Consider the following 25,683-nt stretch of genomic DNA (forward strand, 5'->3'; position numbering starts at 1 on the left):
TCCTCCCGGGGGTCCTATGCTGCACAGCATGACGACGAGTGAGCCGGAGCACCAGATCGGAGTGGGCGTCCCCGACGCTTTCCAGAGACTGTGGACGCCCCACCGGATGGCGTACATCCAGGGAGAGAACAAGCCGACCGGCCCCGGGGTCGACGACGGCTGTCCGTTCTGTTCGATTCCGGCCAAATCGGACGAGGACGGGCTGATCATCGCCCGGGGCGAGCAGGTCTACGCGGTGCTCAACCTGTACCCGTACACCGGCGGGCACGCCATGGCCGTGCCCTACCGGCACGTCGCCGACTACACCGAGTTGGACCGGAGCGAGACGCTGGAGCTGGCGGACTTCACCCAGCGCCTGATGACCGCACTGCGGGCCGCGTCCGGAGCGCACGGCTTCAACATCGGCATGAACCAGGGGACCGTCGCCGGCGCCGGCATCGCCGCGCACCTGCACCAGCACGTGGTGCCGCGCTGGGGCGGTGACACCAACTTCATGCCCGTCGTCGGACACACGAAGGTGCTGCCCCAGCTCCTCGCCGACACCCGGACCATGCTCGCGGCGGCCTGGCCCGTCTGAGCCGCCCACCGCCCGCGCCCTTCGGGGCGCGGGCGGTGCAGCCGCGGACCTCAGGCGTCGTACAGGTCGGCCTTGCGCGGTGACGGGTCCTGGACGGCGCCCGAGAGGAACGCCGAACGGGCTCCGAACTTGTCGGTGTCGACGCCGTTCTCGTCGAGCACCTTGAGCGCCGCCGCGTGCACCACCCGCAGCACCGGAGTGGCCGCCCGCAGCGCGTCGTCCGCCATGAACCGGTGCCGCCAGGGCTGCGAGGCCCATGCGTGCCGCAGCCCGAACGGCTCCGGCAGCGACATCTTGCCGCCGAGCCAGTCCAACAGCGGCGGGTACCAGGTGAGCGGCGCCCGCGCGGCCAGCCGCACCACCTCGTCCGGTTCGATCAGCGGCAGGTTCACCGTCCTGGTCTCCCAGAACCTGATCGCCTTGGACACGGACTTCGTCTTCGGCGACGACGGTGTGGTGAACAGCCCGTGCACCGGCCCCAGGGCGTGCCCCGTGACCTCGATGCGCAGCGTCTCGTGGAGCACCGTGACGGTGATCATCATGGTGATCACCAGCTGGCCGTCCCACAGGACGAACTGGACGCCCAGGTAGTGCCGGTCACCGCTGCCGAACTGCTGCTCGTTGCAGATCCGCTGTATCTCGTGCGACTTGATCTGGTACGCGTCGACGTCCGTGCCGCTGGGTCGCGACACGCCCTTCGCGCCCTCGCCGATCGGCGTCACGATCCAGTGCCGTATCGAGGGGGTCGGGAAGCCACCGGTGTGCAGGGGGCCGCGGGTCAGCATCCGCAACTGGTCGTGGATGGCGCGCACCACGTCCCAGCTGCGGAACGGATGGATCTCCTTGCCGGGCTCCCGGGACACCAGGTCCTCGGCGAGCTGCCAACTGCCCCAGCGGGTGCCCATCCCCAGGATGCCCTTGGGGCCGGCGTAGAACACGGAGTTGGACTGCTGCTCGGCGCCCAGTCGGGCCAGCCCCTGGCGCAGCGCCTCGGCGGCCGTCTGGTTGGGGTGGGTGGGCACCGACTCGGGGATCTTCGCCCCGACCCCGCCGCCGGACAGCAGACCGTCCCAGCGCGAACGCAGGTCCTGCGCCGTCCGCTCGCAGATCTGCTTGGCCCACACCCAGCCGACGACCGGGGCGACGATCGCGGCCCGCGCGTACCAGGGCCAGAAGCCGGTGAACGGCAGCTTCCACAGCAGCAGGGCGGCGAACACGCCGACCCCGATCAGCAGCGCGGTGCCCAGCGTGGAGGCGCGCTTGTCGGTGGAGCCGTTCACCCAGCGGCGCACCTGGAAGACCAACAGCCAGCCCAGCAGCCCCGGGAGGAAGACGAACCCGCACAGCGCCATGATCGCGGTGAGCCAGCTGTCCCGGTGCTTGCGGATGCGACTGGCCGCCAGGGCGTGTTCCACGACGGCCTGCGGATCGATGCCGAAGGACTGGATCAGCGGCGCCCGGCCGCCCCCCAGCATCCGGACCTGGATCGCCCGGGAGAACGCCTCCCCGAGGTTCGGCGCGAACAGGGACGCCCAGGGGCGACCGCCGTCGACGCCCGACTGGTACAACTCGTTGTCCGCCTGCTTGATGTCCTCGATCGGACTGTCCCGGTACGCGGCCGACGCGAGCGCCGTGGTGGCCGCGGTCTGACCCGATGAACCCGAGAGCGGAACCTGAGCCCCCGGAGTGAAATCGAAACCGTCCGCCACCGCAGAACCCCCTCCTTGCCGCGCTGTCGCTCCTGCGGCCCTTCCCGACGTGACTGCTCCGCACACCTGTTGACCAGGTGGACGGCTGGATCGAACCGCCCCCGCAGTCGTGACGGCACGGGGCGCACGCGCACCGCGACACGACCAGGACTCAGCGTATCCGCAGGGGCCGGTATCCGTCAGGGGACGACGAAAGGCCACCCGCCGGGGCGAGTTCGCCCCCGCCCCCGTCCCGCCCCCGTCCCCGTCCTCGGCCCCGCCCCTGCCCCTACCCCGCCCTGCCTTCGCCCCGCCCTCGCCACCGGGGCCGACGCCGACGCCGACGCTCAGGCGCCCGCCTCCTGTTGCCCCCGCACCCGCTCCGCGACCTGCCGCGGCATCGGTTCGTGACGGAGGTAGGCGCGGCTGAAGCGGGCCGTCCCGTGCGCCAGCGAACGCAGGTCCACCGCGTACCGCCCGATCTCGATCTCCGGGACCTCGGCCCGTACCAGCGTGCGGCCCCCGGGCTCCTGCTCGGTGCCCACCACCCGGCCCCGCCGCCCGGTCAGATCGCTCATCACCGGGCCCACGTACGCGTCGCCCACCAGGACCCGCACCTCGGCGAACGGCTCCAGCAGATGGACCGTCGCGCCCTCGGCGGCCTCCCGCAGGGCGAGCGCCCCGGCCGCCTGGAACGCGGCGTCCGACGAGTCCACCGAGTGCGCCTTCCCGTCCCGCAGGGTGACCCGCACGTCGATCAACGGATGGCCCGCGACCACCCCCTTGGCCGCCCGCGCGCGCACGCCCTTCTCCACCGAGGGGACGAACGCACGGGGCACCGCCCCACCGACCACCGCGTCCACGAACTCGATCCCCGAACCGCCCGGCAGCGGCTCCACCTCGATCTCGCAGACGGCGAACTGCCCGTGCCCGCCCGACTGCTTGACGTGCCGACCCTGTCCGGTGGAGGGGCCCGCGAAGGTCTCCCGCAGCGGCACCCGGTGGGGCACGACGTCGACCTGCACCCCGTACCGGGCGCGCAGCCGCTCCAGGGCCAGCTCGGCGTGCGCCTCCCCGACGCACCACAGGACCACCTGGTGGGTGTCCTGGTTCTGCTCCAGCCGCAGCGTCGGGTCCTCGGCGGCGAGTCGCGCGAGCCCCGTCGACAGCCGGTCCTCGTCGGCCTTGCCGTGCGCCTGGACCGCGACCGGCAGCAGCGGGTCGGGCAACTCCCACGGCGCCATCAGCAGCGGGTCGTCGGTCGAGGACAGGGTGTCACCGGTCTCCGCGGCGCCCAGCTTCGCCACACACGCCAGATCACCCGCGACGCACTCGGCCAGCATCCGCTGCTGCTTCCCGAAGGGCGAGGTCAGCGCACCGATCCGGGCCTGCACGTCATGGTCCTCGTGGCCCCGGTCGGCGAGCCCGTGCCCGGACACGTGCACCGTCGCGTCCGGCCGCAGCGTCCCGGAGAACACCCGCACCAGCGACACCCGGCCCACGTACGGGTCCGACAGCGTCTTCACGACCTCCGCGACCAGCGGGCCGTCCGGGTCGCAGACCACCCCGGGCCGCCCCGCACCGTCCGGGGTCGTGACCGGTGGCGCCGTGCGCTCCAACGGGGTGGGGAAGCCGCCGGTCAGCAGCTCCAGCACCTCCACCGTGCCGAGGCCCTGCCGGGCCCCCGGGGCGGCCGGGGCCGCCGCGAGCACCGGGTGGAACACCCCGCGCGCCACGGCCCGCTCCAGGTCGGCCACCAGCGTCTCCACCTCGACGGCCGCGCCGGCGAGGTAGCGGTCCATCAGCCCCTCGTCCTCGCTCTCGGCGATGATCCCCTCGATCAGCCGGCTCCGCGCCTCCCGGACCAGCGACACCTGCTCGGGTCCCGGTTCCGCCGCCACCCGCCGACCGGAGGAGTAGTCGAAGGACCGCCCCGACACCAGGTCGACCAGCCCGGTCACGGGCGCGTGGCCGTCCGGCCCCGGCCCGCCCCGCACCGGCAGGTGGAGCGGCAGCACCGCATCGGGGTCCGCACCGCCGAAGGTCCGGGCGCACAGCTCCGCCACCTCCTCGAAACCGGCGCGCGCCGACTCCAGGTGGGTGACCACGACGGCCCGGGGCGTCCCCGCGGCGGCGCACTCCTCCCACAGCAACCGGGTCGCCCCCGCCGTCACCTCCGGCCCCTCGGCCGCCGACACCACGAAGAGCGCCGCGTCGGCCGCGCGCAGCCCGGCCCGCAGCTCCCCGACGAAGTCCGCGTAGCCCGGGGTGTCCACCAGGTTCACCTTGCAGCCGTTCCACTCCAGCGGGACCACGGACAGCTGCACCGAACGGTGCTGCCGGTGCTCGATCTCGTCGTGGTCGGAGACGGTGTTGCCGTCCTCGACCCGGCCCGCCCGGTTCACCGCCCCCGCGGTCAGCGCCAGGGCCTCCACCAGGGTCGTCTTGCCGGAGCCGCTGTGGCCCACCAGCGCCACGTTCCGGACCGACGCGGGACCGTCGGCCGGCACCACCCCCGCGGCGGCTCCGGGCTGCGCGTTCGCCTTGTCGCCCATGGCCTGCCTCCCGGTCGTGTGCACGGTGGGAGCCCCGTCCGGAGCGGGTCCGCGGGGCCGCCCGGGGAGGGCGGCCCCGCAGGACGCCCGCGGTGCTCTGGAGCCTTCCCCTCCCGTAACCGTGCGTCCATCCGTCGGACGCGGCCACCGGGGCGGACGGTGCCCGGGGGGAGCACGCGGCCGGGCGTGGCTACGATGGGCCAGCCGGAGGCCAGCAAGGGCCGACCGGTCCACCGAACCTCCGGGAAGGCCATGCTGAACAAGTACGCGCGTGCATTCTTCACGCGTGTCCTCACGCCGTTCGCCGCATTTCTGATCCGCCGCGGGGTGAGCCCGGACACGGTCACCCTCCTCGGGACCGCCGGAGTGGTGGTGGGCGCGCTGGTCTTCTTCCCCCGGGGCGAGTTCTTCTGGGGGACGATCGTCATCACCCTGTTCGTCTTCTCGGACCTCGTCGACGGGAACATGGCCCGCCAGCTGGGCCGCTCCAGCCGTTGGGGGGCGTTCCTCGACTCCACCCTGGACCGGGTCGCCGACGGGGCCATCTTCGGCGGGTTCGCCCTCTGGTACGCGGGGCAGGGCGACAACAACGTCCTGTGCGCGGTGTCGATCTTCTGCCTGGCCAGCGGCCAGGTGGTGTCGTACACCAAGGCGCGCGGCGAGTCGATCGGGTTGCCGGTCGCGGTCAACGGCCTCGTGGAGCGCGCCGAACGGCTCGTGGTGTCGCTGGTCGCGGCGGGCCTCGCCGGACTGCACGCCTTCGGGGTCCCCGGCATCGACGTGCTGCTCCCCATCGCGCTGTGGATCGTCGCCGTGGGCAGCCTCGTCACGCTCGTCCAGCGGGTGATCACCGTCCGCAAGGAGGCCGCCGAGGCCGACGCCGAGAACCCGCGCCCGCCCAGCGGACACACCGCCGCCGGCACCGAGGCGACCGGATGAGCCTCGGCGACCGGCTCGCGGACACCCTGTACGGCACCGGCTGGGCCACCGTGAAGAAGCTGCCGGAGCCGGCCGCCACCCGTCTGGGCCGCACGGTCGCCGATCTCGCCTGGAAGCGCCGCGGTCAGGGGGTCCTGCGGCTGGAGGCCAACCTCGCCCGGGTGGTCCCGGACGCCGGCCCCGAGCGCCTCGCGGAGCTGTCCCGGGCCGGCATGCGCTCCTACCTGCGCTACTGGATGGAGTCGTTCCGGCTCCCCGCCTGGAGCGAACAGCGGGTGCGCACCGGATTCACCTGCGAGGACCTGCACCACCTCACCGACGGGCTCGCCGAGGGCCGGGGCGTCGTCCTGGCCCTGCCGCACCTCGCCAACTGGGACCTCGCCGGGGCGTGGGTCACCACCGAACTCGGGACGCCGTTCACCACCGTCGCCGAACGCCTGAAGCCCGAGACCCTGTACGACCGCTTCGTCGCCTACCGCGAGGGCCTCGGCATGGAGGTGCTGCCGCACAGCGGTGGCGCCGCCTTCGGCATCCTCGCCCGCCGGCTGCGCGCGGGCGGCCTGGTCTGTCTGGTGGCGGACCGCGACCTGTCCGCGTCCGGGGTCGAGGTCCGGTTCTTCGGGGACACCGCCCGGATGCCGGCCGGGCCCGCCCTGCTCGCCCAGCAGACCGGGGCCCTGCTGCTGCCCGTCACCCTCTGGTACGACGACTCGCCGGTGATGCGGGGCCGGGTCCACCCGCCCGTCGAGGTGCCCGTGTCAGGTGACCGGGCCGAGAAGACGTCCCTCATGACCCAGGCCCTGGCGGACGCGTTCGCCGCCGGGATCGCCGACCACCCGGAGGACTGGCACATGCTCCAGCGGCTGTGGCTCGCGGACCTCGACCCGGCGCGGGCGCCCGACGCCCCGCGGTACGGGGGAGCGGCATGAGGATCGGCATCGTCTGCCCGTACTCCTGGGACGTGCCCGGCGGCGTCCAGTTCCACATCCGCGACCTCGCCGAGCACCTGATCGGGCTGGGCCACGAGGTCTCGGTCCTCGCGCCCGCCGACGACGAGACCCCGCTGCCCCCGTACGTGGTGTCCGCCGGGCGCGCGGTGCCCGTCCCGTACAACGGTTCGGTGGCGCGGCTCAACTTCGGGTTCCTGTCCGCCGCCCGGGTGCGCCGCTGGTTGCACGACGGGACCTTCGACGTGATCCACATCCACGAGCCCGCCTCGCCCTCGCTCGGGCTGCTGGCCTGCTGGGCCGCGCAGGGACCGATCGTGGCGACCTTCCACACCTCCAACCCGCGCTCGCGGGCGATGATCGCCGCGTACTCCATCCTCCAGGCCGCCCTGGAGAAGATCAGCGCCCGGATCGCGGTCAGCGAGTACGCCCGCCGGACCCTGGTCGAGCACCTGGGCGGCGACGCGGTCGTCATCCCCAACGGCGTCGACGTCGACTTCTTCGCGCGCGCCGAACCCCGCCCCGAGTGGCAGGGCGAGACGATCGGTTTCATCGGACGGATCGACGAGCCGCGCAAGGGCCTCCCGGTGCTGATGGGCGCCCTGCCCCGGATCTTCGCCGAACGCCCGGGCGCCCGGCTCCTGGTGGCGGGCCGCGGGGACGCCGAGGAAGCCGTGGCGACCCTGCCCGCGCCCCTGCGCTCCCGGGTCGAGTTCCTCGGCATGATCAGCGACGAGGACAAGGCCCGGCTGCTGCGCAGCGTCGACGTGTACGTGGCGCCGAACACCGGTGGCGAGAGCTTCGGCATCATCCTCGTCGAGGCCATGTCCGCGGGGGCGCCCGTCCTCGCCTCCGACCTCGACGCGTTCGCCCAGGTGCTGGACCGCGGCAACGCCGGGGAACTCTTCGCCAACGAGGACGCGGACGCACTCGCCGAGGGCGCGGTCCGGCTGCTGGCGGACCCCGAACGGCGTGCGGAACTGCGCCGGCTCGGCAGCACGCACGTGCGCCGCTTCGACTGGTCCACCGTGGGCGCCGACATCCTCTCCGTCTACGAGACCGTCACCGCGGGTGCCGCGGCCGTCGCCGCGGACGAGCGGGCCACCGGGCTGCGCGCCCGGCTCGGCATCGGCAACTGACCGCGCGCCCGGCGGCTCCCCGCGGGCGGGCGGCTAGCCTTGCCCCCCGTGACCTCCACATTGATCTGGATCGTCGTGGCCCTGGTGGCCGTCGGCCTCTACCTGAGCTGGACCGCGGGGCGGCTGGACCGCCTGCACACCCGCATCGACTCGACCCGCGCCGCCCTGGACGCGCAACTGCTGCGACGGGCCTCCGTCGCCCAGGAACTGGCCACGTCGGGGGTGTTGGACCCGGCGGCCTCCATCGTCCTGTACGAGGCGGCCCACGAGGCCCGGCAGGCGGACGAGGAGCACCGCGAGGTCGCCGAGAGCGATCTGAGCCAGGCGTTGCGCGCGGTCTTCGGGGAGGCCCCCCAGATCGAGGCGGTCCGTGCGGTGCCGGGCGGTGAGGAGGCCACCGGCGAACTGGCCCGCGCGGTGCGCATGGTGCCGATGGCCCGCCGGTTCCACAACGACGCCGTACGCGCCGCCCGGGCCCTGCGCCGGCACCGCAAGGTCCGCTGGTTCCGACTGGCCGGGCACGCACCCTTCCCGCTGGCGTTCGAGATGGACGACCGGCCGCCGGCCGCACTGGCGGAGCGCGCCGCCTGACCGCCAACCCGCCCCACAGGCTGCACGTACTGCTCCGCGTACCCCACAGGCTCCCCGTACCCCGCGCAGGCCCCGCAAGCCCCACGGGTCGCACACGGCTCCACGGAGCCGCAGCAGGGCGCACGGCGGGGCGCTCCCCGGTGGCCGTGCGCGGGGGAGCGGCGCCCCCCCCGCGCACAGCTGCCGGGGCCACTGCGCCGGCCGGGCGGGCGCGCCGGCCGGGTGGACGGGCCAGAACGATCCACCGGCTCCCCATTGGCTCTTGTCGCCCGACCCGTCCGAAAGGTTTCCTCGGGGCAGCAGCATCACTCTTCCCCCGAGCGAGGTCCTTCCGTGTCCAGCACGCTTCCCAGCACCGACCAGACCGCCCCGGCCGCCCCGCAGGGCACCCCCGCCACCGGCACCGCGCGCGTCAAGCGCGGCATGGCGGAGCAGCTCAAGGGCGGCGTGATCATGGACGTCGTCACCCCGGAGCAGGCGAAGATCGCCGAGGACGCGGGTGCCGTCGCCGTCATGGCCCTGGAGCGGGTCCCGGCCGACATCCGCAAGGACGGCGGGGTGGCCCGGATGTCCGACCCGGACATGATCGAGGGCATCATCGGGGCCGTCTCGATCCCCGTCATGGCGAAGTCCCGCATCGGCCACTTCGTCGAGGCCCAGGTCCTCCAGGCGCTCGGCGTCGACTACATCGACGAGTCCGAGGTGCTGACCCCCGCCGACGAGGTCAACCACTCCGACAAGTTCGCCTTCACCACCCCGTTCGTCTGCGGCGCCACCAACCTCGGCGAGGCGCTGCGCCGGATCGCCGAGGGCGCGGCGATGATCCGCTCCAAGGGCGAGGCCGGCACCGGCAACGTGGTCGAGGCCGTCCGGCACCTGCGGCAGATCAAGAACGAGATCGCCCGGCTGCGCGGCTACGACAACAACGAGCTGTACGCCGCGGCCAAGGAACTGCGCGCCCCCTACGAGCTGGTCAAGGAGGTCGCCGAGCTGGGCAAGCTGCCCGTGGTGCTGTTCTCCGCCGGCGGCGTCGCGACCCCGGCCGACGCGGCGCTGATGCGGCAGCTCGGCGCCGAGGGCGTCTTCGTCGGCTCCGGCATCTTCAAGTCCGGCGACCCGGCCAAGCGCGCCGCGGCGATCGTCCGCGCCACCACCTTCTTCGACGACCCCAAGGTCATCGCCGACGCCTCCCGCAACCTCGGCGAGGCCATGGTGGGCATCAACTGCGACACCCTCCCCGAGACGGAGCGGTACGCCAACCGCGGTTGGTGACCGGCCACCGCCCCCGGTACGGCGCCCCCGCGGCGCCGTACCCCCGTACCGCACCGAGTAGCGAGGCACAGGTCACCCGACCATGACGACCACCACCGTGATCCCGCCGCAGTCGACCGCGCCGGACGCCCGCACGCCGCTGATCGGCGTGCTCGCCCTCCAGGGCGACGTACGGGAGCACCTGGCCGCGCTCGCCGCGGCCGGCGCCGCGGCCCGACCGGTCCGCCGCCCCGAGGAACTCGCGGAGGTGGACGCCCTGGTGGTCCCCGGCGGCGAGTCCACCACCATCTCCAAGCTCGCGGTGCTCTTCGGGCTGATGGAGCCGCTGCGGGCGCGGGTCCGCGCGGGAATGCCCGTCTACGGCACCTGTGCGGGCCTGATCATGCTCGCCGACCGCATCCTCGACCCCCGGTCCGGTCAGGAGACGATCGGCGGGATCGACATGGTGGTGCGGCGCAACGCGTTCGGCCGGCAGAACGAGTCCTTCGAGGCCGCCGTCGAGGTCACGGGCGTCAGCGGGTCCCCCGTGGAGGGGGTCTTCATCCGCGCCCCCTGGGTCGAGTCCGTCGGCCCCGGCGTCGAGGTGCTGGCCACCCACGCCGGGCACGTGGTCGCCGTCCGCCAGGGCCGTGCGCTGGCCACCTCCTTCCACCCGGAACTGACCGGCGACCACCGGGTGCACGCCCTCTTCGTGGCGATGGTGCGGGCCGCCGTCGCCTCCTGAGGGAGAACGGCCGGCGCCCGGGACGGGTCGGGCGTGCGGACGGCGGGCCGTGCGATCCTTGTAGGATCGCTGGCGTTCGTAAAGAGATGGGTTACGCGAAGGAGACAGGCAGATGTCCGGCCACTCTAAATGGGCCACGACGAAGCACAAGAAGGCCGTGATCGACGCCAAGCGCGGCAAGCTCTTCGCGAAGCTGATCAAGAACGTCGAGGTCGCGGCCCGCCTCGGTGGCGTCGACCTCGAAGGCAACCCGACGCTGTTCGACGCCGTGCAGAAGGCCAAGAAGCAGTCGGTTCCCAACAAGAACATCGACTCCGCGATCAAGCGCGGTGGCGGTCTCGAAGCCGGTGGCGCCGACTACGAGACGATCATGTACGAGGGCTACGGCCCCAACGGCGTCGCCGTGCTGATCGAGTGCCTCACCGACAACCGCAACCGGGCCGCCTCCGACGTGCGGGTCGCGATGACCCGCAACGGCGGCTCCATGGCGGACCCGGGCTCGGTGTCGTACCTCTTCCACCGCAAGGGCGTCGTGATCGTCCCCAAGGGCGAGCTGAGCGAGGACGACGTCCTCGGCGCCGTCCTGGACGCGGGCGCCGAAGAGGTCAACGACCTCGGCGAGTCCTTCGAGGTGCTGAGCGAGGCGTCCGACCTGGTCGCCGTCCGCACCGCCCTCCAGGAAGCCGGCATCGACTACGACTCGGCCGACACCAACTTCGTCCCGACCATGCAGGTCGAACTGGACGAGGAGGGCGCCAAGAAGATCTTCAAGCTGATCGACGCCCTGGAGGACAGCGACGACGTGCAGAACGTCTTCGCCAACTTCGACGTCCCGGACGACGTGATGGAGAAGGTCGACGCCTGACGCCGCGGCCCGCGCACCGTCCCCGGACGGACGCGCGGACCGCACCGGGCACCGCCGACGGGCCGACGGGACACACCCGTCGGCCCGTCGACGTGTACGGGCCGACGGGTCCCGCCCCGTACGGTCGATGCGGGGCGCGCCGTGCCCCGTTGTCAGCGGGTGCCGATAGCCTGCGGGAACAGGTGATCGACGGGAGGCGGTTGGCGTGCGCGTACTGGGGGTGGACCCCGGGCTGACCCGCTGTGGGGTCGGGGTGGTGGAGGGCGTCGCCGGGCGGCCGCTCACCATGGTCGGCGTCGGCGTGGTCCGCACCCCTGCCGATGCGCCCCTCGGCCACCGACTGGTCGCCATCGAGCAGGGCATCGAACAGTGGCTCGACGAACACCGCCCGCAGTACGTGGCCGTGGAGCGGGTCTTCAGCCAGCACAACGTGCGCACGGTCATGGGCACCGCCCAGGCCAGCGCCGTGGCCCTGCTCTGCGCCTCCCGCCGGGGACTGCCCGTCGCCCTGCACACCCCCAGCGAGGTCAAGGCCGCCGTCACCGGCAGCGGGCGCGCGGACAAGGCCCAGGTCGGAGCCATGGTCACCCGCCTGCTCAGGCTCGACGCCCCGCCGAAACCCGCCGACGCCGCCGACGCCCTCGCCCTCGCCATCTGTCACATCTGGCGCGCCCCCGCCGTGAACCGCCTCCAGCAGGCCCACGACGAGGCCCGCCGGGCCAGCACCCTCGCACGGAAGGTCAACCGATGATCGCCTTCGTCAGCGGCCCGATCGCCTCGCTCGCCCCGGACGGGGCCGTCGTCGAGGTCGGCGGCATCGGCATCGCCGTCCAGTGCGCGCCGAACACCCTCTCCGCGCTCCGCGTCGGCCAGCCCGCCAGGATCGCGACCTCGCTGGTCGTCCGCGAGGACTCGCTCACGCTCTACGGATTCGCCGACGAGGACGAACGCCAGACGTTCGAACTGCTCCAGACCGCGAGCGGCGTCGGCCCCCGGCTCGCCCAGGCCATGCTCGCCGTGCACAGCCCCGACGCGTTGCGCCGCGCCGTCGCCTCGGCCGACGAGAAGGCGCTGGTCGCCGTTCCCGGCATCGGCAAGAAGGGCGCGCAGAAGCTCCTCATCGAACTCAAGGACCGGCTCGGGGCCCCCGTCGGCACCGCTCCGGCATCCGCCGCCCCGGCCGCCCCCGGCTGGCGCGACCAGCTCCAGACCGCCCTGATCGGCCTCGGCTACGCCCCCCGCGAAGCCGACGAGGCGGTCACCGCCGTGACCCCGCAGGCCGAGGCGGCCGAGGGCGCCCCCCAGGTCGGCACGCTCCTCAGGGCGGCCCTCCAGAGCCTGAACAAGGCCCGCTGACGCCCCGGCGCCCCCCGTCGTGGGGGCGCCGGTGACGTCTGCCCCCCCCCGCACCGGCTTTCGCACGCCACCCGCCGGCCGGACCGACCGGCCCCCTCCACCACCCCGAGGCACGCTGATGAACTGGGACGACTCGACCGACGAGACCTCCGCCGCCGAGGCCGACCGGCTGGTGGGAGCGTCCGCCGACCGTGAGGACCAGGCGGTGGAGGCGGCCCTGCGGCCGAAGGACCTGGCCGAGTTCATCGGTCAGGAGAAGGTCCGCGAACAGCTCGACCTGGTCCTGCGCGCCGCCCGGGCGCGCGGCGCCACCGCCGACCACGTCCTGCTGTCCGGTCCCCCCGGCCTCGGCAAGACCACCCTGTCCATGATCATCGCGGCCGAGATGGGCGCCCCCATCCGGATCACCAGCGGCCCGGCCATCCAGCACGCGGGCGACCTCGCCGCCGTCCTCTCCTCCCTCCAGGAGGGCGAGGTCCTCTTCCTTGACGAGATCCACCGCATGTCGCGGCCCGCCGAGGAGATGCTCTACATGGCCATGGAGGACTTCCGCGTCGACGTGATCGTCGGCAAGGGACCCGGGGCCACCGCGATCCCCCTGGAACTGCCGCCCTTCACCCTCGTCGGCGCCACCACCCGCGCCGGACTGCTGCCCCCGCCGCTGCGCGACCGCTTCGGCTTCACCGCGCACATGGAGTTCTACGGCCCGCCCGAACTGGAGCGCGTCGTCCACCGGTCCGCCGGACTCCTCGACGTCACGATCGACACCGGGGGCGCCGCCGAGATCGCCGGCCGGTCCCGCGGGACCCCCCGCATCGCCAACCGACTGCTGCGCCGGGTCCGCGACTACGCACAGGTCAAGGTGGACGGAGCGATCACCCGTGAGGTCGCCGGGGCGGCCCTGCGGGTCTACGAGGTGGACGAACGCGGCCTCGACCGGCTGGACCGGGCGGTGCTGGAGGCGCTGCTCAAGCTGTTCGGCGGCGGTCCGGTGGGCCTGTCCACGCTGGCCGTCGCGGTGGGGGAGGAGCGCGAGACCGTCGAGGAGGTCGCCGAGCCCTTCCTGGTCCGGGAGGGGCTGCTCGCGCGCACGCCCCGTGGTCGGGTGGCCACGCCGGCGGCCTGGGCGCACCTCGGACTGACCGCCCCCGAGCGGGCCCCGGGCGGATTCGTCGGCGGAATCGGACAACAGGACCTGTTCGGGGCGTGACGGCGCGTGTCCTCGCGGGGTCGGGAACCCCGGTGCCATGCTGAGCGTTGTTCCATCAGCGCGGACTCGCTTAGACTCCGCCGATGGCCCCCTCATGGGGGCGTCACCACACCCCCAATGATCAGGCCGCGCCGCAAGCGGTCCCTTGAAGGAAGTTCCGACCCGTGAGTCTCGTGACCCTCCTCCCGTTCATCGTGCTCATCGGGGCCATGTTCCTGATGACGCGGTCTGCGAAGAAGAAGCAGCAGCAGGCCGTCCAGATGCGGGACCAGATGCAGCCCGGATCAGGCGTCCGCACGATCGGTGGCATGTACGCCACCGTCAAGGAGGTCAGCGAGGACACGGTCCTCCTCGAAGCCGCCCCCGGCGTCCACCTGATCTTCGCCAAGAACGCGATCGCCGTCGTCCTCGAGGACGACGAGTACAACCGTCTCGTGCACGGCACGGACGAGACCGACGAGACCGACGGGTCTGACGACCTCGACGGCGCAGTCGTCCCCGATGACGCTTCCTCCCTCACCGAAGCCGCCGAATCCGAGGACTCCCGCGCCTCCCGCATCGACCTCGGCAAGAAGGACGCCGACACCGAAGCCGCCGGTGACGCGGCGGACGGGGCCGAGAAGGCGGCCGATGCCGAGCCGAAGAAGACCGACGGCGAGTCCGACGCGAAGTAGTCACGCCCGGGAGCTCCGCCGAGACCGCTCACGCGCGGTGGCTCCCGGGTCGTGCTGGCTTCACGCCGCGTCTCCACACCAGTGACCGGCCGTCGGCGCCCGACCCGCGCGGGGCGGCTGGAGAGGGAGAAACGACAAGGTGGCAGCACCCAAGAAGGGCCGTAAGCCGAGTGCACAGGGAAAGCCCGGGCGCACGCTGGTCCTGATCCTGATCGCCATGGTGGCGCTCACCGGGGGAATGTTCCTTTCGGGGCACACTACCCCGCGACTCGGGATCGACCTCGCCGGCGGTACGAGCATCACGCTCAAGGCGAAGAACGAACCCGGCCAGAAGAACGCGGTCAACCAGACCAACATGGAAACCGCCGTCGGCATCATCGAACGGCGGGTGAACGGCCTCGGCGTGTCCGAGGCCGAGGTGCAGACCCAGGGCAACGACAACATCATCGTCAACATCCCCCGGGGCACCGACGAGGAAACAGCGCGTGAGCAGGTCGGCACGACCGCGAAGCTGTCCTTCCGACCCGTCCTGAGCGGCATGCCGGTCACCGAGTCGGGCAAGGAGTCGCCCAGCCCGTCCCCGAGCGCCTCCGGCGACAAGGGCAAGGCCGGCGAGAGCGGCAAGCCCTCGGCCAGCTCCAGCAGCTCCGCCTCCCCCTCGCCGTCGAGCAGCGCCACCACCCAGGGCCGCGCGGTGACCGGGGCCCTCGCCGCCGACGCCACCCCCAGCGGTTCCGCCTCGGCCGAGCCGTCGGACTCCACCAGCCCGGCGCCGTCGTCCAGCTCCTCCGCCGACGCGGCCGCCGCCGCCCAGGCCACCGACCTCCAGAAGCGACTCGAAGCGCTCGACTGCTCCACCGCCGAGGGCCGCCTGAACGCCAGCGACAAGGCCCGGGCCGCGAAGCCCGAGGACCCGGTCGTCGCCTGCGACCCGGACAGCGGCTACAAGTACGTGCTGGGCCCCGTCGCCGTCGAGGGCAAGCGCATCTCGGACGCCAGCGCCGTCATCGACCCCCAGGGCGTCGAGGGCTGGATCGTGCAGATGGACTTCGACAAGAAGGGCGCGGACCAGTTCGGCAAGATCACCTCCGAGCTCGCCGCGAAGGGCGCCCCGCAGAACCAGTTCGCCATCGTCCTCGACGGTGAGATCACCTCCGCCCCCTCGGTGAACACCGCGATCACCGGTGGCAACGCCCAGATCTCCGGCAACTTCAAGCAGGAGGAAGCCGAGAACCTGGGCAACATGCTCTCGTACGGCGCCCTGCCGCTGACGTTCGAGGAGCAGAGCGTCACCACCGTCACCGCCGCGCTCGGCGGTGAGCAGCTGGAGGCCGGCCTGATCGCCGGTGCCATCGGCCTCGCCCTCGTCGTGATCTACCTGGTGGTCTACTACCGCGGCCTGGCACTGATCGCCATCGCCTCGCTGCTGCTCTCCGCGGCCCTCACCTACGTGCTGATGTCCCTGCTCGGCCCCGCCATCGGCTTCGCGCTGAACCTGCCGGCCGTCTGCGGTGCGATCGTCGCCATCGGCATCACCGCCGACTCGTTCATCGTGTTCTTCGAACGGGTCCGCGACGAAGTCCGGGAAGGCCGCTCGCTGCGGCCCGCCGTCGAACGAGGCTGGCCCCGTGCCCGACGCACCATCCTGGTTTCCGACTTCGTGTCGTTCCTCGCCGCCGCCGTGCTGTTCATCGTCACGGTCGGCAAGGTCCAGGGCTTCGCGTTCACGCTGGGCCTCACCACCCTGCTCGACGTGGTCGTGGTGTTCTTCTTCACCAAGCCGCTGCTGACCCTGGCCGCCCGCTCCAAGTTCTTCGCGGACGGTCACCCCTGGTCCGGCTTCGACCCGAAGCGCCTCGGGATCAAGGCCCCGCTGCGCCGCACCCGCCGCCCGTCCGCCCCTCTGACCGACCCGAAGGAGGCGTGACATGTCGCGACTCGGTGAACTGGGCGCCAAGCTGTACCGCGGCGAGGTCGGGTACGACTTCGTCGGCAAGCGCCGCTTCTGGTACGGCGTCTCCATCCTGATCACCATCACGGCGATCGTCGGCCTCGCGGTGCGCGGCCTGAACATGGGCATCGAGTTCCAGGGCGGTGCCGTCTTCACCACGCCCAAGGTGAGCGTGTCCGCCGCCCACGCGGAGAAGGTCGCCGAGGAGGCGGCCGGGCACGACGCGATCGTGCAGGAACTGGGCACCGGCGGCATGCGGATCCAGATCAGCAACGTCGACACCAGCAAGGCCGACCAGATCCGGCCGACGCTCGCCAAGGAACTGAACGTCGACCCGAAGGACATCAACGCCGAGCTGGTCGGCCCCAGTTGGGGTGAACAGATCGCCAACAAGGCATGGACCGGCCTCGGCGTGTTCATGATCCTCGTGGTGATCTACCTGGCGATCGCCTTCGAATGGCGGATGGCACTCGCCGCACTGATCGCCTTGATCCACGACATCACCATCACCGTGGGCGTCTACGCCCTCGTCGGCTTCGAAGTCACGCCCGGTACCGTCATCGGTCTGCTGACGATCCTGGGCTACTCGCTGTACGACACGGTGGTCGTCTTCGACTCGCTCAAGGAACAGTCGAAGGACCTCACCAAACAGACCCGCTTCACCTACAGCGAGGTCGCGAACCGGTCCATCAACAGCACCCTGGTGCGGTCGATCAACACCACGGTCGTCGCGCTGCTGCCGGTCGCCGGTCTGCTGTTCATCGGTGGCGGTGTCCTCGGCGCCGGCATGCTCAACGACATCTCGCTGTCGCTGTTCGTCGGTCTCGCGGCCGGTGCCTACTCGTCGATCTTCATCGCCACGCCGCTCGTCGCCGACTTCAAGGAGCGCGAGCCGCAGTTCAAGGCGCTCACCAAGCGGGTGCTCGCCAAGCGGGCCCAGGCCGCCCGCGACGAGGCGGCGGCCGGCGGCGACGGTGCGCAGCCACAGGACTCCGTGCCCGACGGCGAGCAGCACGCCGTCGTCGGCCCCCGCAGCCAGCGGGGCCGCGGCCGCTCCTCGGGGCGGCGCCGATGACCGGGGTGAGCGAGCTGTTGCTGAGCCGCATCCGGGACGTGGCGGACTACCCGGAGCCGGGCGTGGTGTTCAAGGACATCACCCCCCTGCTCGCCGACCCGGAGGCGTTCACCGCGCTGACCGACACCCTGACCGAGCTCACGCTGCGGTACGGGGCCACCAAGGTCGTCGGTCTGGAGGCCCGGGGCTTCATCCTGGGCGCTCCGGTCGCCGTACGGGCGGGGGTGGGCTTCATCCCCGTCCGCAAGGCCGGCAAGCTGCCCGGTGCCACCCTCAGCCAGTCGTACGACCTTGAGTACGGTTCCGCCGAGATCGAGGTGCACGCCGAGGACCTCACCCCCGAGGACCGGGTGATGGTCATCGACGACGTCCTCGCCACCGGCGGCACGGCCGAGGCGTCGCTGTCGCTGATCCGGCGCGCGGGCGCGTCGGTGGCCGGGGTCGCCGTCCTGATGGAGCTGGGCTTCCTGAACGGCCGGACCCGGCTGGAGGCCGCGCTGGACGGCGCCCCCCTCCAGTCCCTCATCACCATCTGACCGTCCCGCCGCCGACCGCGGCACGGTTTCGGGGCGCCCCCGGGAACACCAGGTTCCCGGGGGCGCCCCTTTTCCGGCGATGCCCGGTCTTCGGCGGCTCCAGGAATTCTTGGCGCATATCTTGCGTTGACAGCCGCACAGGATGTCCCATGGGCCACAGCAGCGCCCCGGGCACCTCCCGGGGCCCTGACAGATTCCTGCGCGCGGGTGTCGCGCATCGCCGTCCCGGGACCACCGGGGGCGTCCGCGGTGCCCACGGTCACGACGGCCGCTCGCGCAGGGCGGCGTCCCGCACGACAGGAGGCCGCGGCCCGGGGTCGATACCATGGGCCTGCCGGGACCTGACCGGAGGACCCGGAAGCGCACGAGGAGCGCACTTGCCAGACGAGCCCCAGCCATTCGCCGCCACGCCCGACACGCAGGCAGAACGGGCGGCGGCCCGCACCACCGCGACCGCCAAGCCCGCGCAGGACGCGCGGCCGGGCAAGCCGGCCGAGCACGCGCGCAGCGGTCGGGCGGAGGAACCGTCGCGCCCGAAACCGTCTCCGCGGCCCGCTCCCGCCTCCCCGGCGTCCGGCCCGGCCCGCCCCGCCCCCGGGCAGGCTTCGGCGCGCTCCGCCTCGTCCAACCGGGTCCGTGCCCGGCTCGCCCGGCTGGGCGTCCAGCGCTCCAACCCGTACAACCCGGTCCTGGAACCGCTGCTGCGGATAGTGCGGGGCAACGACCCCAAGATCGAGACGGCTACCCTGCGCCAGATCGAGAAGGCGTACCAGGTCGCCGAGCGCTGGCACCGTGGTCAGAAGCGCAAGAGCGGCGACCCGTACATCACGCACCCGCTGGCCGTCACCACGATCCTCGCCGAGCTCGGCATGGACCCGGCGACCCTCATGGCGGGCCTGCTGCACGACACCGTCGAGGACACCGAGTACGGCCTCGACACCCTGCGCCGGGACTTCGGGGACACCGTCGCCCTGCTGGTGGACGGCGTCACCAAGCTGGACAAGGTCAAGTTCGGCGAGGCCGCGCAGGCCGAGACCGTCCGCAAGATGGTCGTCGCCATGGCCAAGGACCCGCGCGTCCTGGTCATCAAGCTCGCCGACCGCCTCCACAACATGCGCACCATGCGCTACCTCAAGCGGGAGAAGCAGGAGAAGAAGGCCCGCGAGACGCTGGAGATCTACGCCCCGCTCGCCCACCGGCTGGGCATGAACACCATCAAGTGGGAACTGGAGGACCTCGCCTTCGCGATCCTCTACCCCAAGATGTACGACGAGATCGTCCGGCTCGTCGCGGAGCGCGCCCCCAAGCGGGACGAGTACCTGGCCATAGTGACCGACGAGGTCCAGGCCGACCTGCGGGCCGCCCGCATCAAGGCGACCGTCACCGGCCGCCCCAAGCACTACTACAGCGTCTACCAGAAGATGATCGTCCGCGGCCGGGACTTCGCGGAGATCTACGACCTGGTGGGCATCCGCGTCCTGGTGGACACCGTCCGCGACTGCTACGCGGCCCTGGGCACCGTCCACGCGCGCTGGAACCCGGTTCCGGGGCGCTTCAAGGACTACATCGCGATGCCCAAGTTCAACATGTACCAGTCGCTGCACACCACCGTGATCGGGCCCAACGGCAAGCCCGTCGAGCTCCAGATCCGCACCTTCGACATGCACCGCCGGGCCGAGTACGGCATCGCCGCGCACTGGAAGTACAAGCAGGAGGCCGTGGCGGGCGCCTCCAAGGTCCGCACCGACGCCCCCAAGAGCCCGGCCGGCAAGGCGGGCAAGGACAGTGCGGCCGTCAACGACATGGCGTGGCTGCGCCAGCTGCTCGACTGGCAGAAGGAGACCGAGGACCCGGGCGAGTTCCTGGAGTCCCTGCGCTTCGACCTGTCCCGCAACGAGGTCTTCGTCTTCACGCCCAAGGGCGACGTCATAGCGCTGCCCGCGGGCGCCACCCCCGTCGACTTCGCGTACGCCGTGCACACCGAGGTGGGCCACCGCACCATAGGGGCCCGGGTCAACGGCCGGCTCGTCCCGTTGGAGTCCACGCTCGACAACGGCGACCTGGTGGAAGTGTTCACCTCGAAGGCGACCAACGCCAGCCCCTCCCGGGACTGGCTCGGCTTCGTCAAGTCCCCCCGGGCCCGCAACAAGATCCGCGCCTGGTTCTCCAAGGAACGCCGCGACGAGGCCATCGAGCAGGGCAAGGACGCCATCGCCCGCGCGATGCGCAAGCAGAACCTGCCCATCCAACGCATCCTCACCGGGGACTCCCTGGTCACCCTCGCCCACGAGATGCGCTACCCGGACATCTCCTCGCTGTACGCGGCGATCGGCGAGGGCCACGTCGCCGCGGCGAACGTCGTCCAGAAGCTCGTCCAGGCGCTCGGCGGCGAGGAGGCCGCCAGCGAGGACATCGAGGAGAGCGTGCCCCCGGCGCGCGGCCGCGGCCGCAAGCGCCGCTCCAACGCCGACCCCGGGGTGGTCGTCAAGGGCGTCGACGACGTCTGGGTGAAGCTGGCGCGCTGCTGCACCCCCGTGCCGGGGGACCCGATCATCGGGTTCGTGACCCGCGGCAGCGGCGTCTCGGTGCACCGCGCGGACTGCGTCAACGTCGAGTCCCTGTCCAAGCAGCCCGAACGCATCCTGGACGTCGAGTGGGCGCCCACCCAGTCCTCGGTGTTCCTCGTCGCCATCCAGGTCGAGGCGCTGGACCGCTCCCGGCTGCTCTCCGACGTCACCCGGGTCCTGTCGGACCAGCACGTCAACATCCTCTCGGCGGCCGTCCAGACCTCCCGCGACCGGGTGGCCACCTCCCGGTTCACCTTCGAGATGGGCGACCCCAAGCACCTCGGGCACGTCCTCAAGGCGGTCCGCGGAGTGGAGGGCGTCTACGACGTCTACCGCGTCACCTCGGCCCGCAGGCCCTGAGCGGGCCGGTCACGGAGCACGACGAAGGGGGCTGACCCGCACCGGAGCGTGCGGGTCAGCCCCCTTCGTCGTCGCTACGGGCCCGGGGTCAGCCCCCGAACTCCTGGAGACCCTTGAGCGCCTGGTCGAGCAGCGCCTGCCGGCCCTCCAACTCACGCTCCAGCTTGTCCGCCTTGGCGTTGTTGCCCTGCGTCCGCGCCGCGTCGATCTGCGCCCGCAGCTTGTCCACGGCCGCCTGGAGCTGACCGGTCAGGCCCTCGGCACGGGCCCGTGCCTCCGGGTTGGTCCGGCGCCACTCCGACTCCTCCGAGTCCTGGAGGGCCCGCTCCACCGTGTGCATCCGGCCCTCGACCCGCGCCCGGGCGTCCCGCGGCACGTGACCGATGGCCTCCCACCGCTCGTTGACCGAACGGAACGCGGCCCGGGCCGCCTTCAGATCCGTCACCGGGAGCAGCTTCTCGGCCTCCGCGACCAGCTCCTCCTTGAGCTTCAGGTTCTCCGTCTGCTCGGCGTCACGCTCGGCGAACACCGAACTGCGGGCCGCGAAGAACACGTCCTGCGCACCCCGGAAACGGTTCCACAGGTCGTCCTCGTGTTCCCGCTGGGCCCGGCCCGCGGCCTTCCAGTCCGCCATCAACTCGCGGTAGCGGGCCGCCGTCGGACCCCAGTCCGACGAACCCGACAGCGCCTCCGCCTCGGAGACCAGCCGCTCCTTGGTCTTGCGGGCCTCCTCGCGCTGCGCGTCCAACGACGCGAAGTGCGCCTTGCGCCGCTTGGAGAACGCGGAGCGGGCGTGCGAGAAGCGGTGCCACAGCTCGTCGTCGGACTTCCGGTCGAGGCGGGGCAGCCCCTTCCAGGTGTCCACCAGCGCCCGCAACCGCTCACCGGCGGACCGCCACTGCTCGCTGCGGGCCAGCTCCTCCGCCTCGGAGACCAGGTCCTCCTTGGCCTGCCGCGCCTCGTCGGACTGCTTCGCCCGCTCGGCCTTGCGCTCCTCACGGCGCGCGTCGACCGTCTCCACGAGCTTGTCGAGCCGCTTGCGCAACGCGTCGAGATCGCCCACCGCGTGGTGCGCGTCCACCTGTTCACGGAGGTGACCGACCGCGGTCTGGGCGTCCTTCGCCGACAGGTCGGTGGTCCTCACCCGGCGTTCGAGGAGGCCGATCTCCACGACCAGGCCCTCGTACTTGCGCTCGAAGTAGGCCAGCGCCTCCTCGGGAGAGCCGGCCTGCCAGGAACCGACGACCTGCTCGCCCTCGGCCGTCCGCACGTACACGGTCCCCGTCTCGTCGACGCGGCCCCACGGGTCGCTGCTCACAGCGCCTCCTCCACATGATGCCCGCGCGGGCCGAGGCGGCCCCCGGGCATCGTCCACAGTTTCGTCACGGTCAATCTAGGCGACCGGCGGGGCGGCTGTCCGCATCCCGCGCGACCGGATTTACGCAGTCCGGATCAGGACTTGGTGACCGTGGCCTTGTTGATGACCACGGTCGCGTTGGGCTTGGTCGTCCCCATCTGGTCCGGGGCCGCGGCACCCGCGCCCGCGATCTTCTTCAGCACCTTCATGCCCGACGCGGACAACGTGCCGAACGGCGTGTAGTCCGGCGGCAGCTGGCTGTCCTGGTAGACCAGGAAGAACTGGCTGCCGCCCGAGTCGCGGCCCTTGTTGGTCTGCCCGTTGTACTGGTTGGCCATGGCCACGGTCCCCGCCGGGTACACGTTGCCCTTCAGCCGCTTGTCCTTCAGGTTCTCGTCCGGGATCGAGTAGCCCGGCCCGCCCTGCCCGGTGCCCTGCGGGTCACCGCACTGGAGCACGTAGATGCCGCTGGTGGTGAGCCGGTGGCACTTGGTGTGGTCCAGGTAGCCCTTGTTCAGCAGGAAGTCGAACGAGTTCACCGTGCGGGGCGCCGCCGCCGCGTCGAGCCCGATGTCGAGGACACCGCACGTGGTGTCCAGCTTCATCGTGTACTTCGCGGACTTGTCGATGGCGAGCTTGGGTTCCTTCTTGTACGTCGCCGTCTTCGGCTTGCCCGCGGCGGGCTTCTCGCACGGGTCCGGGGCCTTGCTCGGCGAGGCCGCGGCCCCGCTCTTCTTGTCGCCGCCGCCGTCGAAGGCGCCCGCGGCGTACGACACCGCGCCGCCCGCCACGACCACGGCCAGTACCGCCGCGATCACCGCGTTACGCGTACGCCCCTTGCGCCGTGCGTCCTCGCGCCGCTGCTGCTGCCGCAAGAACTTCTCCCGGGCGAGCTGCCGCCGCCGCTGCTCCTGGCTGACCAACGGGATGTCTCCGTTCCTGTCGTGGTCAGTCGTGGCTACGCCTCGAAAACCCTGACCGCCTGCACATGTGCCCCGTACCGTATCCGGGTTCGCTGTGTGTACGGCAGCGCCGGTAGGCTCTGGGGGAGCCGCGCCCTCCGGACGGCGGGCGTCACGGCATCCCATTCGTACGAGACGTACGAGAACATTCCGAGACACACGAAGGACGATCGTGCTCATTGCGGGGTTCCCCGCCGGGGCCTGGGGCACCAATTGTTATCTGGTCGCCCCCGCCGCCGGCGAGGAGTGCGTGATCATCGACCCGGGCCACCAGGCCGCCCAGGGAGTCGAGGACGCCATCGCCAAGCATCGACTCAAGCCCGTCGCGGTCATCCTCACCCACGGCCACATCGACCACGTGGCCTCGGTGGTCCCGGTGTGCGGCGCGCACGACGTGCCCGCCTGGATCCACCCCGAGGACCGGTACATGATGAGCGACCCGGAGAAGGCGCTCGGCCGGAGCATCGGGGCGCCCCTGCTGGGCGAGCTGACCGTGGGCGAGCCCGACGACCTCCGGGAGCTGACCGACGGCTCCACCCTGGAGCTCGCCGGCCTCGACCTCACCGTGGCGCACGCACCCGGGCATACCAGGGGGTCGGTGACCTTCAGGATGCCCGAGGGCGCGGACGTGCCGTCCGTGTTCTTCTCGGGCGACCTGCTCTTCGCCGGCTCCATCGGACGCACCGACCTGCCCGGCGGCAGCCACCCCGAGATCCTGCGGTCCCTGGCCCGGGTGTGCCTGCCGCTCGACGACTCGACCGTGGTGCTGTCCGGCCACGGCCCCCAGACCACCATCGGCCGGGAGCGCGCCACCAACCCCCATCTGCGGCAGGTGGCCGACGGCCAGGGAGCCCCCGCGGCCCCCCGACGAGGAATGTGACGAGACCAACCCCGTGAGCACCTTCACCGCCCCCAAGGGCACGTACGACCTGATCCCCCCGACCAGCGCGGTCTTCCTCGCCGTCCGCGACGCGCTCGCGGCGCCGCTCAGGGCCGCCGGGTACGGGTACGTCGAGACCCCCGGCTTCGAGGACGTCGAGCTCTTCGCCCGTGGCGTCGGCGAGTCCACCGACATCGTCACCAAGGAGATGTACACCCTCACCACCAAGGGCGGCAGCGAACTGGCGCTGCGCCCCGAGGGCACCGCCTCCGTGCTGCGCGCCGCGCTGGAGGCCAACCTCCACAAGGCCGGCAACCTGCCGGTCAAGCTCTGGTACTCCGGCTCGTACTACCGCTACGAGCGCCCCCAGAAGGGCCGCTACCGCCACTTCTCGCAGGTCGGCGCCGAGGCCATCGGCACCGAGGACCCGGCACTCGACGCGGAACTGATCCTGCTGGCCGACCAGGCGTACCGCTCCCTCGGTCTCACCGGCTTCCGCATCCTGCTCAACTCGCTCGGCGACCGCGAGTGCCGGCCCGCCTACCGGGCGGCGCTCCAGGACTTCCTGCGCGGCCTCGACCTGGACGAGGAGACCCGCCGGCGCATCGAGATCAACCCGCTGCGCGTCCTCGACGACAAGCGCGCCGAGGTGCAGGCCCAACTCGCCGGCGCCCCGCTGCTGCGGGACCACCTGTGCGAGGCGTGCCGCGCCTACCACGCCGAGGTCCGCGAGCTGCTGACCGCCCAGGGCGTCGCCTTCGAGGACGACCCGCGGCTGGTGCGCGGCCTCGACTACTACACCCGGACCACCTTCGAGTTCGTCCACGACGGCCTCGGGGCGCAGTCCGCGGTGGGCGGCGGCGGCCGGTACGACGGCCTGTCCGAGATGATCGGCGGCCCCGCGCTGCCGTCCGTCGGCTGGGCGCTCGGCGTGGACCGCACCGTCCTCGCGCTGGAGGCCGAGGGGATCACCCTCGACGTCCCGCCCGCCACCAGCGTGTACGCGGTGCCGCTCGGCGAGGAGGCCCGCAAGGTCCTCTTCGCCGTGGTCGCCGACCTGCGCCGGGCGGGGATCGCGACCGACTTCGCCTACGGCGGTCGCGGCATCAAGTCCGCCATGAAGTCCGCGCACCGCTCCGGCGCCCGGTTCGCGCTGGTCGCGGGGGAGCGGGACCTGGCGGACGGAGTGGTCCAGCTCAAGGACATGGAGTCGGGCGAGCAGCAGCCCGTCGCCCTGGACGCGGTCGTCGAGGCGCTGCGCTCCCGGCTCGGCTGAGCGCACATCCGTACGAGGGGGTCGCGCGGCCGGGTGCCGTGCGGCCCCCTCGTCGTCCTTCCCAGAGGACCCGTCCGACGCCGGGGCGGAGCCCGCCACCTGCGACTCGGGCCGCCACCGGGCGGACGGACCTTATCCGTACCGAACGGTGGGACCCAGGTCACGTACGGCACAATGACCCT

At 72.2% G+C, this 25,683-nt stretch carries 22 protein-coding genes; 18 read left to right on the forward strand and 4 right to left on the reverse strand.

The genetic code is table 11. From position 1 onward, the window contains the following. The first annotated feature begins 16 nt into the window (after positions 1-16). Entirely contained in the window at positions 17-577 is a 561-nt protein-coding gene (locus ACFYOU_RS25380) for an HIT family protein (RefSeq protein WP_389765581.1), read from the forward strand. Between the two features lie 50 nt (positions 578-627). Here the strand turns inward: ACFYOU_RS25380 and ACFYOU_RS25385 are convergent, their stop codons facing one another. Together ACFYOU_RS25385 and ACFYOU_RS25390 are read right to left on the reverse strand one after the other, a co-directional pair. After that, positions 628-2,286: a hypothetical protein gene (locus tag ACFYOU_RS25385; RefSeq protein ID WP_389765583.1), complete on the reverse strand. Its 1,659-nt coding sequence runs from the start codon at positions 2,284-2,286 to the stop codon at positions 628-630. 326 nt (positions 2,287-2,612) lie between these two features. Continuing rightward, positions 2,613-4,820: an elongation factor G-like protein EF-G2 gene (locus tag ACFYOU_RS25390; protein ID WP_391308758.1), complete on the reverse strand. Its 2,208-nt coding sequence runs from the start codon at positions 4,818-4,820 to the stop codon at positions 2,613-2,615. A gap of 195 nt (positions 4,821-5,015) precedes the next feature. Here ACFYOU_RS25390 and pgsA point away from each other — a divergent pair, with 195 nt between their 5' ends. The 15 genes from pgsA to ACFYOU_RS25465 all read left to right on the forward strand — a co-directional run bounded on the left by pgsA (position 5,016) and on the right by ACFYOU_RS25465 (position 21,026). Next, positions 5,016-5,759 carry a phosphatidylinositol phosphate synthase gene (gene pgsA, locus ACFYOU_RS25395; RefSeq protein WP_389765626.1) on the forward strand — a complete coding sequence of 248 codons (744 nt, stop codon included), beginning with the start codon at positions 5,016-5,018 and terminating at the stop codon, positions 5,757-5,759. Then, the gene (locus ACFYOU_RS25400; RefSeq protein ID WP_391308760.1) at positions 5,756-6,688 is read left to right on the forward strand and encodes a phosphatidylinositol mannoside acyltransferase; all 933 of its coding nucleotides are present in this window, start codon (positions 5,756-5,758) and stop codon (positions 6,686-6,688) included. Before pgsA ends, ACFYOU_RS25400 begins: the two co-directional genes overlap by 4 nt. Continuing rightward, positions 6,685-7,845: a glycosyltransferase gene (locus tag ACFYOU_RS25405; protein ID WP_391308762.1), complete on the forward strand. Its 1,161-nt coding sequence runs from the start codon at positions 6,685-6,687 to the stop codon at positions 7,843-7,845. The genes ACFYOU_RS25400 and ACFYOU_RS25405 overlap by 4 nt, the downstream gene beginning before the upstream one ends. Before the next feature lie 48 nt (positions 7,846-7,893). Continuing rightward, positions 7,894-8,436, forward strand: a complete 543-nt coding sequence (locus ACFYOU_RS25410) for a hypothetical protein (protein WP_387000997.1) — start codon at positions 7,894-7,896, stop codon at positions 8,434-8,436. Between the two features lie 423 nt (positions 8,437-8,859). After that, positions 8,860-9,708 (forward strand): pyridoxal 5'-phosphate synthase lyase subunit PdxS, encoded by an 849-nt coding sequence (pdxS, locus tag ACFYOU_RS25415; RefSeq protein ID WP_385493246.1) that lies wholly within the window; start codon positions 8,860-8,862, stop codon positions 9,706-9,708. An 82-nt stretch (positions 9,709-9,790) separates the two neighbouring features. Continuing rightward, entirely contained in the window at positions 9,791-10,432 is a 642-nt protein-coding gene (gene pdxT / locus ACFYOU_RS25420; RefSeq protein WP_389765592.1) for a pyridoxal 5'-phosphate synthase glutaminase subunit PdxT, read from the forward strand. Between the two features lie 112 nt (positions 10,433-10,544). Next, positions 10,545-11,297 (forward strand): YebC/PmpR family DNA-binding transcriptional regulator, encoded by a 753-nt coding sequence (locus ACFYOU_RS25425; protein WP_385493233.1) that lies wholly within the window; start codon positions 10,545-10,547, stop codon positions 11,295-11,297. 205 nt (positions 11,298-11,502) lie between these two features. Beyond that, positions 11,503-12,048, forward strand: a complete 546-nt coding sequence (gene ruvC, locus ACFYOU_RS25430) for a crossover junction endodeoxyribonuclease RuvC (protein WP_391308765.1) — start codon at positions 11,503-11,505, stop codon at positions 12,046-12,048. Continuing rightward, on the forward strand, positions 12,045-12,653 hold the full coding sequence (ruvA, locus tag ACFYOU_RS25435; protein ID WP_391308767.1) for a Holliday junction branch migration protein RuvA: 609 nt from the start codon (positions 12,045-12,047) through the stop codon (positions 12,651-12,653). The genes ruvC and ruvA overlap by 4 nt, the downstream gene beginning before the upstream one ends. Positions 12,654-12,771: 118 nt before the next feature. Continuing rightward, the gene (gene ruvB, locus ACFYOU_RS25440) at positions 12,772-13,863 is read left to right on the forward strand and encodes a Holliday junction branch migration DNA helicase RuvB (protein WP_385494203.1); all 1,092 of its coding nucleotides are present in this window, start codon (positions 12,772-12,774) and stop codon (positions 13,861-13,863) included. A gap of 164 nt (positions 13,864-14,027) precedes the next feature. Beyond that, positions 14,028-14,537: a preprotein translocase subunit YajC gene (gene yajC / locus ACFYOU_RS25445; RefSeq protein WP_387000986.1), complete on the forward strand. Its 510-nt coding sequence runs from the start codon at positions 14,028-14,030 to the stop codon at positions 14,535-14,537. A gap of 139 nt (positions 14,538-14,676) precedes the next feature. Beyond that, positions 14,677-16,464: a protein translocase subunit SecD gene (secD, locus tag ACFYOU_RS25450; protein ID WP_391308769.1), complete on the forward strand. Its 1,788-nt coding sequence runs from the start codon at positions 14,677-14,679 to the stop codon at positions 16,462-16,464. Between the two features lies 1 nt (position 16,465). Beyond that, positions 16,466-17,563, forward strand: coding sequence for a protein translocase subunit SecF (gene secF, locus ACFYOU_RS25455; protein ID WP_389765601.1), 1,098 nt, complete (start codon positions 16,466-16,468; stop codon positions 17,561-17,563). After that, on the forward strand, positions 17,560-18,099 hold the full coding sequence (locus ACFYOU_RS25460; RefSeq protein WP_389765603.1) for an adenine phosphoribosyltransferase: 540 nt from the start codon (positions 17,560-17,562) through the stop codon (positions 18,097-18,099). The genes secF and ACFYOU_RS25460 overlap by 4 nt, the downstream gene beginning before the upstream one ends. 377 nt (positions 18,100-18,476) lie before the next feature. After that, on the forward strand, positions 18,477-21,026 hold the full coding sequence (locus tag ACFYOU_RS25465; protein ID WP_389765605.1) for a RelA/SpoT family protein: 2,550 nt from the start codon (positions 18,477-18,479) through the stop codon (positions 21,024-21,026). 88 nt (positions 21,027-21,114) lie between these two features. On the opposite strand, the gene ACFYOU_RS25470 is transcribed toward ACFYOU_RS25465, so the two are convergent. Continuing rightward, positions 21,115-22,344: a DUF349 domain-containing protein gene (locus ACFYOU_RS25470; protein ID WP_389774278.1), complete on the reverse strand. Its 1,230-nt coding sequence runs from the start codon at positions 22,342-22,344 to the stop codon at positions 21,115-21,117. 134 nt (positions 22,345-22,478) lie between these two features. After that, positions 22,479-23,306, reverse strand: coding sequence for a peptidylprolyl isomerase (locus tag ACFYOU_RS25475; protein ID WP_391308772.1), 828 nt, complete (start codon positions 23,304-23,306; stop codon positions 22,479-22,481). Between the two features lie 211 nt (positions 23,307-23,517). Between ACFYOU_RS25475 and ACFYOU_RS25480 the strand changes: the two genes are divergently transcribed. Further along, positions 23,518-24,225 carry an MBL fold metallo-hydrolase gene (locus ACFYOU_RS25480; protein WP_391308774.1) on the forward strand — a complete coding sequence of 236 codons (708 nt, stop codon included), beginning with the start codon at positions 23,518-23,520 and terminating at the stop codon, positions 24,223-24,225. Positions 24,226-24,238: 13 nt separating this feature from the next. Then, a complete protein-coding gene (gene hisS, locus ACFYOU_RS25485; protein ID WP_391308775.1) occupies positions 24,239-25,501 on the forward strand; it encodes a histidine--tRNA ligase in 1,263 nt (420 codons plus the stop codon). The last annotated feature ends 182 nt before the right edge of the window (positions 25,502-25,683 follow it).

Origin of the sequence: Streptomyces sp. NPDC005955 (assembly GCF_042871255.1) — a bacterium.
Lineage (GTDB): Bacteria > Actinomycetota > Actinomycetes > Streptomycetales > Streptomycetaceae > Streptomyces.

Excerpts from the sequence above, each read along its gene's own strand:
- ruvA (WP_391308767.1), top strand. The coding sequence starts at position 12,045 with ATGATCGCCTTCGTCAGCGGCCCGATCGCCTCGCTCGCCCCGGACGGG.
- ACFYOU_RS25425 (WP_385493233.1), top strand. The coding sequence starts at position 10,545 with ATGTCCGGCCACTCTAAATGGGCCACGACGAAGCACAAGAAGGCCGTG.
- pdxT (WP_389765592.1), top strand. The coding sequence starts at position 9,791 with ATGACGACCACCACCGTGATCCCGCCGCAGTCGACCGCGCCGGACGCC.
- pgsA (WP_389765626.1), top strand. The coding sequence starts at position 5,016 with ATGGGCCAGCCGGAGGCCAGCAAGGGCCGACCGGTCCACCGAACCTCC.
- ACFYOU_RS25380 (WP_389765581.1), top strand. The coding sequence starts at position 17 with ATGCTGCACAGCATGACGACGAGTGAGCCGGAGCACCAGATCGGAGTG.
- ACFYOU_RS25460 (WP_389765603.1), top strand. The coding sequence starts at position 17,560 with ATGACCGGGGTGAGCGAGCTGTTGCTGAGCCGCATCCGGGACGTGGCG.
- ACFYOU_RS25405 (WP_391308762.1), top strand. The coding sequence starts at position 6,685 with ATGAGGATCGGCATCGTCTGCCCGTACTCCTGGGACGTGCCCGGCGGC.
- ruvB (WP_385494203.1), top strand. The coding sequence starts at position 12,772 with ATGAACTGGGACGACTCGACCGACGAGACCTCCGCCGCCGAGGCCGAC.
- ACFYOU_RS25390 (WP_391308758.1), bottom strand. The coding sequence starts at position 4,820 with ATGGGCGACAAGGCGAACGCGCAGCCCGGAGCCGCCGCGGGGGTGGTG.
- ACFYOU_RS25400 (WP_391308760.1), top strand. The coding sequence starts at position 5,756 with ATGAGCCTCGGCGACCGGCTCGCGGACACCCTGTACGGCACCGGCTGG.
- secF (WP_389765601.1), top strand. The coding sequence starts at position 16,466 with ATGTCGCGACTCGGTGAACTGGGCGCCAAGCTGTACCGCGGCGAGGTC.
- pdxS (WP_385493246.1), top strand. The coding sequence starts at position 8,860 with ATGGCGGAGCAGCTCAAGGGCGGCGTGATCATGGACGTCGTCACCCCG.